Origin of the sequence: Psychrobium sp. MM17-31, from assembly GCF_022347785.1 — a bacterium.
Taxonomy (GTDB): domain Bacteria; phylum Pseudomonadota; class Gammaproteobacteria; order Enterobacterales; family Psychrobiaceae; genus Psychrobium.
In genome coordinates, this window is sequence record NZ_JAKRGA010000001.1 from 315,447 (window position 1) to 332,058 (window position 16,612).

Annotated in this window: 14 protein-coding genes; 5 read left to right on the forward strand and 9 right to left on the reverse strand. The window is 43.8% G+C overall.

From position 1 onward, the window contains the following. Nucleotides 1-63: 63 nt before the first annotated feature. A complete protein-coding gene (gene metH, locus MHM98_RS01360; protein WP_239437314.1) occupies nt 64-3,783 on the forward strand; it encodes a methionine synthase in 3,720 nt (1,239 codons plus the stop codon). A 417-nt stretch (nt 3,784-4,200) separates the two neighbouring features. Next, nucleotides 4,201-5,025, forward strand: a complete 825-nt coding sequence (locus MHM98_RS01365) for a sulfite exporter TauE/SafE family protein (RefSeq protein ID WP_239437315.1) — start codon at nt 4,201-4,203, stop codon at nt 5,023-5,025. Nucleotides 5,026-5,103: 78 nt separating this feature from the next. Here the strand turns inward: MHM98_RS01365 and MHM98_RS01370 are convergent, their stop codons facing one another. From MHM98_RS01370 to MHM98_RS01400, 7 genes are all read right to left on the reverse strand, one after another. Beyond that, entirely contained in the window at nt 5,104-6,135 is a 1,032-nt protein-coding gene (locus MHM98_RS01370) for a methionine synthase (RefSeq protein ID WP_239437317.1), read from the reverse strand. Nucleotides 6,136-6,160: 25 nt separating this feature from the next. Next, the gene (locus MHM98_RS01375) at nt 6,161-7,138 is read right to left on the reverse strand and encodes a DUF1852 domain-containing protein (RefSeq protein WP_239437319.1); all 978 of its coding nucleotides are present in this window, start codon (nt 7,136-7,138) and stop codon (nt 6,161-6,163) included. 122 nt (nt 7,139-7,260) lie between these two features. Further along, a complete protein-coding gene (locus tag MHM98_RS01380) occupies nt 7,261-8,328 on the reverse strand; it encodes a sensor domain-containing diguanylate cyclase (protein ID WP_239437320.1) in 1,068 nt (355 codons plus the stop codon). A 92-nt stretch (nt 8,329-8,420) separates the two neighbouring features. Next, nucleotides 8,421-9,407 carry a GGDEF domain-containing protein gene (locus MHM98_RS01385; protein WP_239437321.1) on the reverse strand — a complete coding sequence of 329 codons (987 nt, stop codon included), beginning with the start codon at nt 9,405-9,407 and terminating at the stop codon, nt 8,421-8,423. A 180-nt stretch (nt 9,408-9,587) separates the two neighbouring features. Further along, the gene (locus MHM98_RS01390) at nt 9,588-10,262 is read right to left on the reverse strand and encodes a deoxynucleoside kinase (protein WP_239437327.1); all 675 of its coding nucleotides are present in this window, start codon (nt 10,260-10,262) and stop codon (nt 9,588-9,590) included. Nucleotides 10,263-10,392: 130 nt separating this feature from the next. Next, nucleotides 10,393-11,454 (reverse strand): aminoglycoside phosphotransferase family protein, encoded by a 1,062-nt coding sequence (locus MHM98_RS01395; RefSeq protein ID WP_239437328.1) that lies wholly within the window; start codon nt 11,452-11,454, stop codon nt 10,393-10,395. Between the two features lie 105 nt (nt 11,455-11,559). Then, nucleotides 11,560-12,072, reverse strand: coding sequence for a YgjP-like metallopeptidase domain-containing protein (locus tag MHM98_RS01400; protein WP_239437329.1), 513 nt, complete (start codon nt 12,070-12,072; stop codon nt 11,560-11,562). A gap of 36 nt (nt 12,073-12,108) precedes the next feature. Here MHM98_RS01400 and MHM98_RS01405 point away from each other — a divergent pair, with 36 nt between their 5' ends. Next, nucleotides 12,109-12,387, forward strand: a complete 279-nt coding sequence (locus MHM98_RS01405; RefSeq protein WP_239437330.1) for a hypothetical protein — start codon at nt 12,109-12,111, stop codon at nt 12,385-12,387. Nucleotides 12,388-12,416: 29 nt separating this feature from the next. Here the strand turns inward: MHM98_RS01405 and MHM98_RS01410 are convergent, their stop codons facing one another. Further along, complete coding sequence (locus MHM98_RS01410; protein ID WP_239437331.1) at nt 12,417-12,839, reverse strand: DUF3010 family protein; 423 nt, start codon at nt 12,837-12,839, stop codon at nt 12,417-12,419. A 269-nt stretch (nt 12,840-13,108) separates the two neighbouring features. Between MHM98_RS01410 and MHM98_RS01415 the strand changes: the two genes are divergently transcribed. Further along, entirely contained in the window at nt 13,109-14,047 is a 939-nt protein-coding gene (locus MHM98_RS01415) for a chemotaxis protein CheV (protein ID WP_239437334.1), read from the forward strand. A gap of 62 nt (nt 14,048-14,109) precedes the next feature. On the opposite strand, the gene MHM98_RS01420 is transcribed toward MHM98_RS01415, so the two are convergent. Then, nucleotides 14,110-14,778: a DsbA family oxidoreductase gene (locus MHM98_RS01420; protein WP_239437335.1), complete on the reverse strand. Its 669-nt coding sequence runs from the start codon at nt 14,776-14,778 to the stop codon at nt 14,110-14,112. Between the two features lie 98 nt (nt 14,779-14,876). Between MHM98_RS01420 and MHM98_RS01425 the strand changes: the two genes are divergently transcribed. Then, on the forward strand, nt 14,877-16,535 hold the full coding sequence (locus tag MHM98_RS01425) for an amidohydrolase (RefSeq protein WP_239437336.1): 1,659 nt from the start codon (nt 14,877-14,879) through the stop codon (nt 16,533-16,535). Nucleotides 16,536-16,612: the final 77 nt, after the last annotated feature.

A 16,612-nucleotide genomic window follows, 5' to 3' on the forward strand; every position in this document is an offset into this window, starting at 1 on the left:
TCCAAACGTCTAATACGTGTAAATCTTTACCATTTCAATGTATAGCAGTTAGGGTTATTTGTTATGAGCCGTCAATCTAGTACTAACACAAAGAGTCATTTAAAAAGTCAGTTACAAGAGATACTTCAAGATCGCATTATGATCTTAGACGGCGCTATGGGTACCATGATTCAAGCGCATGATTTTAATGAAGAAGACTTTCGCGGCGAACGCTTTAAAGATTGGCCCTGTGCGATCAAAGGCAACAATGACCTATTATCGATAACTCAAAGCGAAGCGATTAAAGACATTCACCGTCAATATTTCGCGGCTGGCGCTGACATCGTTGAAACCAACACCTTTAACGCCACCACTATTGCGATGGCGGATTATGAGATGGAATCTATTTCGCGTGAAATCAATTATGTTTCCGCGAAAATAGCCCGTGAAGTGGCGGATGAATTTGCGATTAGCGAGCCTGAGAAACCGCGTTTTGTGGCAGGTGTACTTGGCCCAACCAACCGTACTTGTAGTATTTCGCCGGATGTCAATGACCCCGGCTTTCGTAACATTACCTTCAATCAGCTAGTTGAGGCCTATCGCGAATCAGCGCTTGCACTAATTGAAGGCGGCAGTGACATTTTGATGGTAGAAACCATCTTCGACACGCTAAACGCCAAGGCCTGTTTGTTTGCCATTGAAAGCGTGTTTGACGACATTGGTTTTAAATTGCCAGTGATGATTTCTGGCACCATTACCGATGCCTCAGGCCGTACCCTCACCGGACAAACGACCGAAGCATTCTACAACTCACTACGTCACGTTGAACCAATCTCGATTGGCCTTAACTGTGCCCTTGGCCCAGCGGAATTACGCCAATATGTAGAAGAATTATCACGTATCAGTGAATTTCCAGTAAGTGCCCATCCCAATGCTGGCCTGCCGAACGAATTTGGCGGCTATGATCTCGATGCTATTGAAATGGCGGGCTACATTAACGAATGGGCGCAAAGCGGCTTTTTAAATATCGTTGGTGGTTGTTGTGGTACCACGCCATTGCACATTCAAAAAATCAGTGAAGCATTAAACAGCACCGCGCCGCGTCAGCTGCCAGAAGTCAATGTAGCTTGTCGCCTGTCAGGGCTTGAGCCATATAATATCTTTGAAGATTCGCTTTATACCAACGTGGGTGAACGTACTAACGTTACTGGCTCGGCGCGCTTTTTACGTCTTATTAAAGAAGAAGATTACACCACGGCATTAGAAGTAGCGCTACACCAAGTAGAAGCTGGAGCGCAAATCATCGATATCAACATGGATGAAGGCATGCTCGATGCCAAAGCAGCCATGACGCGCTTCTTAAACCTCATTGCCTCAGAGCCTGAGATTTCTCGCGTACCTATTATGATTGATTCGTCTAAATGGGACGTTATCGAAGCCGGCCTGCAATGCGTGCAAGGTAAATGCGTAGTGAACTCGATTTCTCTTAAAGAAGGCGAAGAAGAGTTTATTAAACAAGCCACGCTTATTAAGCGTTACGGCGCAGCCACAATCGTGATGGCGTTTGATGAAGACGGCCAAGCCGATACTTATGAGCGCAAAGTAGAAATTTGTCAGCGCGCTTATGACGTACTGACCCAAAAAGTAGACTTCCCACCAGAAGACATTATTTTCGATCCTAATATTTTCGCGATTGCCACTGGTATCGAAGAGCACAATAATTATGCGGTAGACTTTATTGAGGCTACCCGTTTTATACGCGAAAACTTGCCTCACGCGGGTGTGTCAGGCGGTGTGTCTAACGTCTCATTCTCTTTCCGTGGCAATAATCCAGTGCGTGAAGCCATCCACGGCGTATTTTTATATCACGCCATTAAAGCTGGCATGAACATGGGGATTGTAAATGCCGCGCAACTGGCAATTTACGATGATATCCCAGCCGATTTAAAAGACGCGGTGGAATATGCAGTGCTTAATCACGGCGAAGATGCCACCGAGAAACTGCTCGAAGTCGCCGAAGAATATCGCAACGCGGGCAGCAAATCGAAAACCCATGTTCAAGATTTATCGTGGCGCGAACTGCCAGTTAACGAGCGACTAGCCCACTCGTTAGTTAAAGGCATTACAGAATATATCGACGAAGATACCGAAGCGGCGCGCGTGATGTTCGACAAACCGATTGAGGTTATCGAAGGGCCATTAATGGATGGCATGAACATCGTTGGCGACCTTTTTGGCTCTGGCAAAATGTTCTTACCGCAAGTAGTAAAATCAGCCCGTGTAATGAAACAAGCGGTGGCCTACCTCAACCCATTTATCGAGGCAGAAAAAACACCCGGCCAATCCAACGGCAAAGTGGTGATGGCAACCGTTAAAGGTGATGTGCACGACATCGGCAAAAATATCGTTGGCATCGTATTGCAATGTAACGGCTACGAAGTGTTTGATTTAGGGGTGATGGTAAGCGTTGAAGACATTATTAAATGCGTTAAAGAAAACGATGCTGACGTTATCGGCTTATCAGGCCTGATCACGCCATCGCTGGATGAAATGGTGCACAACGTAAAAGCCTTTACTCGTGAAGGCATTGATGTGCCAGTACTGATTGGCGGTGCGACCTGTTCGAAAATTCACACCGCCGTGAAAATTGCGCCTCACTATGAATACGGCGCACTTTATGTGGCGGATGCCTCACGCAGCGTACCAATTGTAACGCGTTTAATTAGCGATAAAACGCGCAAAGCCTGCATTGATGAGCATTATCAAGAATACGATGTAATGCGTGAAAAACGTCTCGCGCAAGGGAATCGCAAAACACTTGTGAGCATCGAACAAGCGCGTGAGAATCGCTGCACTTTTGATTATGAAAACAATCCACCAGCTAAACCTAATGTACTTGGCAAACAGGTATTTGACGATTATCCATTAGAGAATTTACTCGATCGCATTGACTGGACACCGTTTTTCCGCTCGTGGGAGCTACACGGTAAATTCCCGAAAATTCTAGAGGATAAAGTTGTTGGTGAAGAAGCCACTAAACTCTTTGCCGATGCACAGGAAATGCTTAAAAAGATCGTCGATGAGAAATGGTTAACAGCACGCGGTGTAATTGGCTTATACCCTGCTAATAGCGTTAATTACGACGATATCGAAATTTACAGTGATGAGTCACGCTCAGAAGTTTTAATGACTACCCATCACTTGCGTCAGCAATTAGAGCGTGTAGGTGGCAATCACAACTATGCCCTTTCCGATTTTGTTGCCCCGAAAGATTCCGGTGTGCCTGATTACATGGGTGGCTTTGCGGTCACCGCAGGTATTGGTATCGACGAGCACGTTGAACGCTTTGAGGCCGCCAACGATGATTACAGTGCTATTATGCTTAAATCCCTTGCAGATCGCCTCGCCGAAGCCTTTGCAGAGCACATGCATGAGCGCGTACGTAAAGAGTTCTGGGGCTATGCCAGCGATGAAACGCTCGATAACGAAGCGCTTATCAAGGAGAAGTACAAAGGTATTCGCCCTGCGCCGGGTTATCCCGCCTGTCCAGATCACACTGAAAAAGCGCTGTTGTGGGAGTTATTAACGCCAGATCAAGATATCGACCTTAATATCACCGAAAGCTTTGCCATGTTCCCAACAGCAGCTGTATCGGGTTGGTACTTTGCTCACCCAGAATCACGTTACTTTGGAGTTAGCGATATTAAAAAAGATCAGGTAGAAGATTACGCCAAACGCAAAGGCATGAGTTTGCAAGAAGCTGAACGTTGGTTAGCGCCTAATCTGAGTTACGATCCAGAGTAATCGATATTCCCCCTAAGTGAAGGGGGAATATAAATTTATTTAAACATTAACGATGCTATTGATATGTGAAGAACCATTTGGTGTGCTAAAAAATTATTCGATTAATTTGAATTTTGTGCGAGCACACCAGTTACTTTTCTTTGCGTCGCCAAAGAAAAGTAACCAAAAGAAAGGCGACCCGTAAATTTCGCGTTGATTCTTAAATAATTAATTGCCTTATCAATACCGTATTTGATCCGCATCCATGCGGCAAATACTCAAAAATCATCCCTGATTTTTGCATTGGGCAATTTCTGATTTAAGACGCGAAATGACGGGACTTAGCCGCGCTTCATCTCTAGCGAAAATATGAACAGCTCAGTATTACATAATCAACGGCGTTTTTACTTCTTTTAACCATTAACCATAGATAACATCATGCTTGAATTTATCACCAGTAATTTATCAACCCTGTTCGCGCTAGTCGCCACTGGCATATTCGCGGGCATTCTAGCGGGCCTACTTGGCGTTGGCGGCGGCATCGTAATAGTGCCCGTATTATTCTTTTTGTTTCAAAGCTTTGGCGTATCGCCAGAGTCAGCCATGGTCATTGCTACTGCAACATCACTAGCGACAATTATTCCCACCTCAATTAGCTCAATACGCGCTCACAAGAGCAAAGGCAATGTCGATGTTGAGCTCTTAAAACGTTGGGGCGTATTTATCTTTATCGGCGTGTTGGCGGGAAGTTATCTGGTGACTCGTGTTGATGGCACTTACCTCACAGCACTATTTGGCACAATCGCGAGTTTATCGGCGCTTAATATGCTATTTCGCACTGGTAAATCCGCGCTATTTGAGCGTCTGCCAAATGCTGCAGGTCAAGGGGTAATGGCAAGTGGCACAGGTTTTTTCAGCGCCATGGTCGGCATTGGCGGCGGCACTATTTCGGTGCCACTGTTAACAGTATTTAACTACCCTGCCCATAAAGCTGTTGGCACTGCTGCTGCGATTGGTTTACTGATTTCATTGCCCGGCGCAGCAACGATGTTGCTACTAGGTGAAACTCCGGCCGATGCGCCTGCTGGCACCTTTGGTCTGGTCAATATTGTCGGTTTCGCCTGTATTGTGCCGCTTACCGTGTTATTTGCTCCTGTTGGCGCGGCACTGGCGGCAAAGCTCGATGCCAATAAGCTTAAAAAGATTTTTGCTGTAGTGTTACTTATCACTGGCGCGCGTATGTTGGCGCAATTGATTTTATAGTTGAGTGTTCAAACAAAAAGGCCGCTGCGGAATTCTCGTCTGCAGCGGCCTTTTTACTTTTTAGGTAACCGAGTTCAATTAACCTACTAATTCCTGTCTCACAATCTGTGCACCAGCGCTTAATGCCGCTAGTTTAGCGTTAGCTATATCGCTAGCCAGTGGCGCCATACCACAATTGGTACAAGGATAAAGCTTATCACTGTCGACGTATTTAAGCGCTTTACGTAGCGTCTTTGCCACTTGCTCTGCAGTTTCAACCGTATCGGTGGCGACATCAATCGCCCCCACCATTATTTTCTTACCACGAACCAATTCAAGCAGTTCAATTGGCACGCGAGAGTTGTGACACTCTAACGAGATAATATCGATATTCGATTGCTGTAGTTTCGGGAAGACTTCTTCGTATTGACGCCATTCGCTGCCCAAGGTTTTCTTCCAATCGGTATTGGCTTTAATGCCGTAGCCATAGCAAATATGTACTGCGGTTTCACATTTTAAGCCTTCGATAGCACGCTCTAAGCACTTAATACCCCATTCGTTTACATCATCAAAAAAGACGTTAAACGCTGGCTCGTCAAACTGAATGATATCGACCCCAGCCGCTTCTAGCTCTTTCGCTTCTTGATTGAGGATTTTGGCAAATTCCCACGCCAACTGCTCACGGCTTTGATAATGGGCATCATACAAGGTGTCGATCATCGTCATCGGCCCCGGCAACGCCCATTTGATCGGCTTGTCAGTTTGTTGGCGTAAAAACTTAGCATCTTCCACAAATACTGGCTTGATGCGAGATACTGGGCCAACCACGCTAGGTACGCTGGCCTCATAGCGATTGCGAATAGTCACGGTTTTGCGGTTTTCAAAATCAACGCCTGCCAAATGCTCGATAAATGTCGTCACAAAATGCTGACGGGTTTGCTCGCCATCACTAACAATATCAACGCCAGCGTTAATTTGATCTTGCAATGACAAGCGCAATGCATCGCGCTTGCCGTCCGCTAATTCTTTATCTTGCAATTTCCACGGCGACCACAGTTTTTCAGGTTCAGCTAACCAGCTTGGTTTCGGCAAACTGCCAGCGGTTGATGTTGGTAATACTTTTTTAGTCATCTTAATCTCTCACAATAAGGCGCGTTTAGGCACAGTAGTTAGCCGACCATTGATTCAGCAGCTGCTGATACGGCTTAATGAAGTTATCGCGGGCAAATTGTCCTTGCTCTATCGCCAAACGGCTGCGCTCTTCTCGGTCATAAACAATTTGCGTTAGCGAATGATCGCCATTTTTCAAATTCGGCTGATAGCGGTTGCCTGCTACTGCATTGGCATTGTAGATCTCTGGACGATAGATTTTTTGGAAAGTCTCCATCGTACTAATGGTGCTAATTAACTCAAGGTTACTGTAGTCGTTAAGCAAGTCACCGAAGAAGTAAAATGCCAAAGGTGCAACACTGTGTTTTGGCATAAAGTAGCGTACCGACAGCCCCATTTTTTGGAAGTATTGCTCTGTAAGTGAAGACTCGTTTGGCGTGTATTCAAACCCTAATACTGGATGCTGATTCTCGGTGCGTTGATACACTTTGTTGTCAGACACCGACAAACAGATCACTGGCGGCTTTTTAAAGTGCGCTTTGTAAGTTGATGAGTTAACAAAGCATTTGAATAAATTGCCATGTAAATCACCAAAGTCGTCAGGCACACTAAACCCTGCGCGATCTTTATTGTGATCGAGCAGCAAAACGCTAAAGTCATAATCGCGTACATACGACGAGAAGTTATTGCCAACAATGCCTTCGATACGTTCGCCCGTTTGACGATCTAGAATATTAGTTTTAAGGATTTCAATCGAAGGGAAGGCATCACCGCTGCCCTCAATGTCGATGTCTACCGATACGATATCTAGTTCTAACGCATAGCGATCACCATGGGGATTATCCCAATGGGCTAACGCGTTAAAGCTGTTATCGATCATGGTTAACGCGCTGCGCAGGTTACTCCGACGGCTTTCGCCACGGGCCAAGTTAGCAAAATTGGTAGTGATGCGTGTGTTATCAGACGGTTGATAGTTTTCATCAAACTTAATGCGTTTGATAGTAAAGTTAAATTCGTTACTCATTAGATAAAGCCTTAATGTGGAGAGCTAATTCAATGAGTGTATTTTTACCTACAACCTATCATGAATAAAATTGATTTAATTTCATCAAACCATGAATTTTGTTCAACTTATGTCTTCCAGTGTTACAAATCAACAAACGTGGGTGTCATCAATACCGTTTGATTGCGCCCTTGTCGCTTCGCTCGATATAACCCTTGATCCGCGAGCTTTAAGATATCGCATTCACTCAGGTCAAACTGCTCGATATGAGCAACACCGATACTTAAGGTTAGATCAACTAGCACTCCTTGATGTTGTGCTACGCGTTGACGAATTCGGCAGGCGATATCTTGCGCCTGTTTTGCGTTGGTGTTGGACATTAACAGCATAAACTCGTCGCCACCAAAGCGGATACAAAAGTCGGTATCCCGTGACTCTTGTTTAAGTAAATTTGCTATAGCGATCAAAGCCAAATCACCCGTGGCATGACCCTGAGAGTCATTGAGCTGTTTGAAGTTATCAACATCCATCATCAATAATGAAAACTCGCCGCCATAACGCTTACTGCGTTTGAGCTCACGACTCAACTCTCTATCGAGAACACGGCGGTTGAATAAATTAGTCAATTCGTCGGTTTGACTGAGGGCCTTTAACTGACGATTTTGTTCAGTAACTCGTTTTTCTAAATGCTGACTGATGGCCAAGGCTTTTCTGAGCTCTAACAATGCCATGGTTTGACGAGCTAACGCTTGCAATGCTTGCTGCTGATATTGCGTCAACGAGTTGGGTTTAGTGTCGATAACACACAAGGTGCCAAGGGCATGTCCTGCTTCGTTTATTAGCGGCACGCCAGCATAGAACCTAACGTAAGGTGGATTATTAACGATACCAATGTGCTTAAATACATCGTGCTTATGGGTATCTTCGACAATGAGCATCTTGTCGTCACAAATGGTGTGGGAGCAAATGGCAAAATCGCGGGGAACGTATTCTTTATCTAAGCCGTATTTGGCTTTATGCCATTTTCGGGATTCGTCAACGATGGCAACTGTCGACATTGGGGTGTTACAAATTTGCGCCGACAACAAAGCAATATCGTCATACTCTTGCTCTGGCAATGTATCTAGGATCTCGTAAGATTCTATTTCTTGTAATCGTGCCAACTCATTATCGAGCTGAGCCAAGTCCCTTTGCGAATACGTATTACTCATGGCGTTAACTCGCAAAATAAGAATTTATAACTAGACTATAACACGGTTCCTACGATTGGGTTAGATACATTTATTCTGACGATATTCGCCGCTCAATGGACGATCTGGTTTTTACCGTTGTCTTTAGCCGTGTACAACAAATTATCAGCTGATTTTATCCATGAGTTGGTATCGAAATGGCCTTTACACGGCGTAATACCACCGGAAATAGTGATAGGTCTTTCAACGGCAAAGTCATAAGCCTCAATAGTAGCGCGAACTTTCTCTGCCACTCGCAATGCCGCAGTGATTTCTGTTGCGCTAAGAATAATAGCGAACTCCTCACCACCGTAGCGAAATAGGCGGTCGCTTTCGCGAATATTATTAGTGACTAATTCAACGGTTTCAATTAATACACGATCACCGACATCATGGCCAAAGCTATCATTAATTGTTTTAAAATCATCTAAATCAAACATCAATAAGGCCGCTGACTGCTTATCGCATTTTGATAATTCAAGTGCCTTTTTAATTTCTTTATCAAAAGCCAACCGATTTCCCGCACCTGTTAATGCATCGATTTGTGCTTGGCGTTTAAGTTTATTTTCGATCTCTCGATAGGATCTAAAAATAAAATAGGTACATAAATAACTCACCATCATAGTGATAACAATAGTAGCAGTGCGAGCGAGATAATCGGGATCGTAAATAATTGCAGATATAGTGAGAATAAGCAGTCCGCTGATGATAAGCGCGGTGTTCAAGGGCACTAAAAAGAAGCTAATGGCGATAGTTGGATACATCCAATAAATTGAATTTACTCCATTGGCCGCAGTGACTGAAGCTGCTGCAGCCGCGAGCGAAATAGACACAATCAAATGTAGGAAATCGCTAGTACCACGGCGATAAATTTGCACCATGCAATAACTGGCTAGAATTAAGACATAGGTATCGACAAAGGCTTGAAACCAATGGCCTAGCATAAAACGGTAAACGGTGAAGGGACCAACAAATAAACAGGCGACAATAGAAAAGTAAAACAGACCAGATTCCAGTGGCTGCAATTCCTTTAAGCGTGCGATTCCGTGTCGATGAGGCATCTAATACTCCTAGTCCCTCGGTTCCTTTGAAGGTAATTTCTTATACTAACTAACCATGAATGGCACTATTTTACAAATAAATGCGTAACTAATGAATTCGACAATCTGCCTAATACTAATGCCGAGATAAAAAAAGCCCGCTAATAGCGGGCTAAAATGTCTATAGTGCTAAAGAAGTCTTTAAGCAAGCTCAGTCTCTAATTCTTTTGCCAGTTGTGGGCAAACGTCGCTAAGAATGCGTTGTGCTAATTGCTCATGACAACCAAAATCCGTCCACTCTTGCACGATTAATTGTGTGTTATAACGACGACAAATGTGCGGTAGGAAAGTATCGTGACAATCTGAAATTAACTGCAAATACTCTTGTGATGTGCCCGCTTCAGCGTCACGTGCACGCTCTAGCATGCGTTTGTACGAAATAACAGGATCAGATTTTAAGTAGATTACCGCACTCACTTGTGGGTAGTCTTTTAGTTTTTCTTGAATGTCGTAGTAGTAATCTAAATCTTTGCCATCTGGACGACAGGCTTCTGCTAAGTTTGCTTGACAAAACACCAGATCAGAAAATAGTGAACGCTCGATGACGTAGTTGTAATTTGGATCTAAGTTTTGGCAAATATCAGCACGCTTGTTAGTGATGTAGCGTTGGAATTCAATACGTTTAGTAGGATCTACTGTGAACGCTTTTAGTAAACGTTGAAATTCTGGATCAGTATCCACATCTTCAATAATCAGCTGCCATTGCTCGCTGCTGTGCTCGTTAAGTTCGCTAATAAGTTTAGGTAGTAGAGTCGATTTGCCGACGCCAATATTCCCTTCGATTGCGATAAGATTAAACTGTTGCTGTGTAGACATAAGACGCCGCTTGTTATCGTTGTAATTAAAATAGCTGGCAACGATAACACAACGATTATTGAAAACGGTGAACTAAATCATGCTTTGACTCAGCCCCCGTTTAAGTGATTAATATACAAACAAAGTAAGTCTATTTTTTAATCTTACTGATATATTCAGATGCGAGTTGATACAGTTTAAACTGATTGGCGGCACGGTCTAAATTTTGCCCCTCACGCGATACCGAGAAGTAACAATCGCCGTTAAGATAATCCGTTAAAAATCTCACGCCAATAATAAACGGCATCAAACGTGCGCCAACGAGTAGCGACTGCTTTTCAGCATCAGAAATGCTGTCATCTAATCCCGCTAAATAGCCATCCATTAACTGCTCAAAAATCTCAGTCTTAAATTCCATCGCGTCAACATTCGCATCATCTTCCGCCAATGAGCTGCAACAAGTTCGCACCATATCGCCAAAATCATGCAATAAATAGCCAGGCATACAGGTATCGAGATCAATAACGGCTTTTGGCTTCATCGATTGGCGATCGAACAATAGGTTATTAATCTTGGTGTCGTTGTGAGTAACGCGCTGCGGCAATTCATTCACTAAGGCTGTCACCTGCTCAATAAAAAGCGTTTCGCCAAGAAAAGCGTCGAGTAGCGTGCTTGCATTGCTAATTCGATTACTGTCAGCACTCTCTTGCGCGGTTGCTAATTGCTGCATACGAGTGGTGAGATCGTGAAAATTAACAATAATGGGTTTGATTGTCTGAATATCGAGATCGGCTAACGCCATGCTAAATTTAGCAAAGGCATTAGCTGCAAGCCACGCTTGTTTAGGCGTATCCATTTGCTCGAGCGAAATGCTGCCATCGATAAACTCTAACGCACGCCACGTAGTCTGCTCTTCACTCTCACGGCACTCGATAAGATATGAGCCATCATTAGATGCGCGCGGTTTCATGATTTCAAACGGATAATCCGCTTGTTTTTGCGACAGGTGTGTAGCTATGGTCAAACTATTTTCGACAATATTGCGCGGGTGAGGAAACACATGATGATTAATAGCTTGCAATACAAAGCGCTGCTCTTGTTCTTCTACTAGATAAGTAGCATTAATCAAACCACTCCCTAAAGGTTTCACTGTAGCGGTTTGTAGGTCGTTAACGTAATGATTTATTATTTTACTGCTTGGCGCCTTGCTCATTGATTTTCCTGATCACTTATACTCTTTGCTATTGGCTTAGCAATTTTGCAGCTACCCTATCACAAGTTATCCGTCAATAAACAGCGCCAAAGCACAACTAAAGCATTAATAAATTGCGCCGAAAAACTCGATTTGCGTTAAATAAAGGCGAGTATCTAGCTCTAACTGAAAGTAATCAGGCTCGATGTGCTGGCACAGTTTGTAAAAGGCTTTGTTATGGGCCTTTTCTTTAATGTGCGCCAATTCATGAGCCACAATCATCGACAAAAATGGCAATGGCGCAACTTTAAACATACGAGCGATACGGATTTCATTTTTCGCTTTAAGCTTGTTGCCTTGCACCCGACTCACAAAGGAGTGGGTTCCCAACGCGTGATTGACGGCGTGAATTTTGTCATCAAATATCACTTTAGATAACGGTGAAGACTTTTTGATAAAAGTGTTTTTAAGCTCCAGCGTATACTGGTAAAGCGCTTTATCACTGGTGATATCGTGACATGTCGGATAACGGCTAAGGAGATAACCTTTCAGCTTATTACTTGCAATAAGTCGCTCTACTTGCGCTACAATATTCGGCGGATAACCCGAGATGTATTTTAATTGTGGTGCCAACGTCATACAATGCTCTCCCCAATTATCTGACATTAATCCGTTATGCCCAAATCACCTGTCAACAGCATGCTTGCTAAGCATCCAAACTTAACTCACTCAACGGATGTTAAAGTACAATCTCACGTACAACGAGAAGAAGATGATTGGTATGTTAACACCATCATGATTGACAATGTCTCAGTGCCCTTCATCTATAAGCGCAAACAACCCTATCGTTCGTTAACTGGTGCACGCGTTAATGTCACTTATTATCCAAGTGTGAAACAAGTTGCGGGATTTGAGGTGGAAATTATGAAAGTGGTGCGATTGCGTATTGCTTAACCGCACCACTCTTTAACCAAAAATTTGGATTAGTTACTAAGGTAAGCGTAAGCCGTCATAAATGGCTTTTCTTGGAATGGACGCAAACCAGTGTGCTTAAACTCAACCGGTGGTGGGCTGTGCTTTAACCATTGCTTTTCAACCGTCATTGGTACGATTTCAACATGCAAATCTGCACAAGTTTGCAGCGCCGCTTCTAGTTTAAAGGTCGACATCTTTGCTGCATGTTTACCGTTGGCAATACGCTCGGTGATTACCACGCGATCTACCTTGTAGTCTTCCATCAATTTCTTAAAGGCAAATTGGAAGTCACGTAGTTGTTCAGTGTCATTAACCTGTTGCACGGTTAATCGATGCTGACGACAATCTGGAATATCGAACACATCATTTTCTTTGTGTAATAAACAAATATTAGCGTGATTGTCTTTAAAATCTACGGCACATACTCTCATTAAATTTACCTTTTAGGCGCTGAAATATAAATTGGCGCTCATTATACCCAAGCGGTGAGAATAAACATCATTGTTGGCAAGAAAAAACCTGTTTTATGCCGCAGGTAGCATAAAAACTCATATTTTCCAGCGATAAACACTAAACGCTAGTAGTAATAAGCAAGAACTTTCGTTAAAGTTTAAAAATATGCCGTCCATTCAATCTCAAATAAGGATGTTTTAACGATTGAGTGTGTTATTCAAGATCAAAGCAAGGTAAAGGAAACGAGATGTCAACTATAATGGATTCTGTTAACCAACGAACGCAACTCGTTGGTGAAAATCGCTTAGAGCTACTGTTGTTTAGCCTTAGCTCAATGCAAACCTTCGCGATAAATGTTTTTAAAGTGCAAGAGGTTGTTAGTTTACCTCGCTTGTCGGCACTACCTGGCTCTCACCCGTCAGTTGTTGGTGTGGTTAATATGCGTGGCAATACCATTCCGGTGATTAATCTACCGCAAGCCATAGGTATGCGACCGCTGGAAATTAACGACAAATGTAATTTGATCATCACCGAATACAACCGCACTATCCAAGCGTTTTTAGTGGGACAAATCGACCAAATCGTAAATACCACATGGGAAAGTATTCAGCCGCCGCCAAAGACAGCCGGACGTGGTCATTACTTAACAGCAATTACTCAGATTGAACGTGATAATCGCAACAACATCGTCGAAATCATCGATGTAGAAAAAGTGTTAGCTGAGATTATCTCTTATGATACCGCTATTTCAGATGACGTATTAGATCAAGAAATTGCCGATCATTTGCACGGCCAGAAAGTATTGATTGTCGATGACTCCTCTACCGCCCGTAATCTAGTTCGAGAAACCTTATCTGCCGTAGGTATTGAAGTTATTGAAACCTACGATGGCTTAAAAGCGTTAGAGCTACTTAAAGGATGGGCGGATGAAGGCAAAAACGTGACGGATGAAATCTTGATGATGATCACCGATGCCGAAATGCCTGAAATGGATGGTTACAAGCTCACTTATGAGATCCGCAACGACCCACGCATGAAAGACTTATTCATTGCTTTAAACACATCGTTAAGTGGCAAGTTCAACGATGCGATGGTAGAAAAAGTGGGTTGCGACCGCTTTATTTCTAAGTTCCAGCCAGACAAACTGGTTGAAGTGGTGCAAGAGCGAATGCGCCAGTTAGTATAAAGCACCAAAAGTTAATTTTTGTTAATTATCAAAGCCCCGTCAAAATCGGGGCTTTTTTATCGCTATTTTTCCATGGCCGCCACTTGCTGCAAAATATCTAAATACCCAGCCTCTCCTTGCGCTCCTGCAATTGCATATTGATTATTCACAATAAGCGTCGGCACGCTGGTGACACCTGCAGATCTAATTTGCTGCATCACAACACGCACGTCTTGTCGCAACTGCTCATCGTTAAATGCCTTAGCTATTGCATCGCTTGGCAAACCAACGTCGATTGCAGCATTTGATAACAACTCTCGATCACTAATATCACCACCACGTTGAAAATAAAGCGATAGTAGCGCGAGCTTTAGTGGTGTTTGTAGGTCGTATTCTTTGGCGATGTGAAGTAAACAATGACAATCGAAGCTGTTATAAACATGGCGATCTTTCATTGGCTTAAATTCAAAACCAGCCGCGTGCCCTCGAGATTCAATCATCGCCATATTTTGCTGTTGCTGCTCAGATGTCATGCCGTATTTTTGCGATAAATAACTGGTGACATCCTGTCCTTCCTTACTCATATCCGGATTAATCTCAAGCGGCAACCAAGCTATGTCTACCTCGCCTTCAAATTGCGAAATGGCGTTGTTAAGCTCGTTATAGCCAACGGCACACCAAGGACAAGATACATCAGACACGATGTCGATCTTGATTGCACTATCGTTACTTCTCTTTATAAAACTAGTCATACTTTTCTCTATCGATTATTCCTTGCACTAACGGGCTAATTTACCTAAGCTGCATTTCTTATAACTCAATGCTATATCCATATATCTGGTTAATTACAATGATAAAAACAATAATAACAGCGCTAGGATTAGGCGCTACCCTCGCCTTGCCACTTCACGCGGCAGAGCTTTACAAGAATTTCGAAGGCTATCATACGCCAAACCGCCAGCTCAGCCAATTTAGTGCCATGGTGGTTGATAACAACAAAGTGGTTGCCACAGGTGATTTTGCAACATTACAAGCTAAATACCCTAAAGCACAAATTATCGATTTAAACGGCAAAACACTGTTACCAGGACTGATTGATGGACACGGCCATGTCACAGGATTGGGGCTTAATTTACAACGCATTTCGCTCCGTGAAGTTGGCAGTGAAGGCGCCAGCGTCGATAAAGTAGTGGCCTTTGCTAAAAACAACCCTCAACTTTCTTGGATCCGCGGCCGTGGTTGGAATCAAGAATTGTGGCCAACTAAAGCCTTCCCAACTAAAAAGTCACTCGATGAGAAAATTGCCACCAAGCCAGTATGGCTACGCCGTATCGATGGCCACGCTGGTTGGGCTAACAGCAAAGCCTTAGCCCTAGCAGGCATCACTCGTGATAGCGTATCACCACCGGGCGGTGAGATTATTAAAGATGAAAACGGCGAGCCAACGGGCGTGCTTATCGACAACGCCATGGATTTGTTAGAAGCCAAAATTCCATCAAGCTCTCATAGCGAAATCAAAAATGCGATTTCCCTCGCCAGCGATCACTTAGCAAGTATCGGGATTACCAGCGTTCACGATGCAGGCATTGGCGGTCAAGTTTATCGCGCGCTCGGCGAAATGGCTAAAGACAAGCAATTACCAATTCGCGTCTACGGCATGTTATCTGTTGTTGCAAACGATTACCCGCAAATGCTAAAAACAGGCATTATTAATACCAAGGATGACCAACTGGTGATCCGCAGCGTCAAAATATCTGCCGACGGCGCTTTAGGCTCACGTGGTGCGGCTATGTTAGAGCCCTATACAGATGATGCCGATAACACGGGTTTATTGCTTCATACCCCTAAATCGTTAAAAGACAACATGAAAAAAGCCATTGATGCAGGATTTCAGGTTAATGTTCACGCGATTGGCGACAAAGCTAACCACCTAGCACTAAATTACTTTGAAGAATTTAATAAAGACAAAAAGTCGCGCGATTTACGTCATCGCATCGAGCATGCTCAGGTCGTTAAACCAAGTGATTTACCGCGCTTTAAACCCCTTGGCGTGTTGCCATCGATGCAACCCACTCACGCCACAAGTGACATGAATATGGCAGAAAATCGCGTTGGTCATGCACGTATTAAAGGCGCTTACGCTTGGCGTACCTTGCTCGATGACGGTGTCCGCGTTGTTTCAGGCTCTGACTTTCCAATCGAATACGCTAACCCGTTTTATGGCCTTCATGCAGCGGTAACCCGTCAAGACAGAAACAATCAACCGCCGCTTGGCTGGTTGTCTCATGAGTCGATGACATTGGCCCAAGCCCTTAACTCCTTTACACTAGATGCCGCTTATGGCGCCCATCAAGACAAGGTGCTAGGAACACTTGAGCCAGGAAAATGGGCAGATTTTATCGTCATTGATAAAAACATCTTCAAAAGCCCGATATCTGATATTTGGCAACCTAAGGTCATAGGCACTTGGGTCGGCGGTAAGCAAATTTATTCCGCGCAACAAAAATAGTCTGTTTGCCCTCACCAAGCTAGCAATACACTCTCATTTCCAATATAGTCACGCCATTGGAAATGAGAGAACACGCA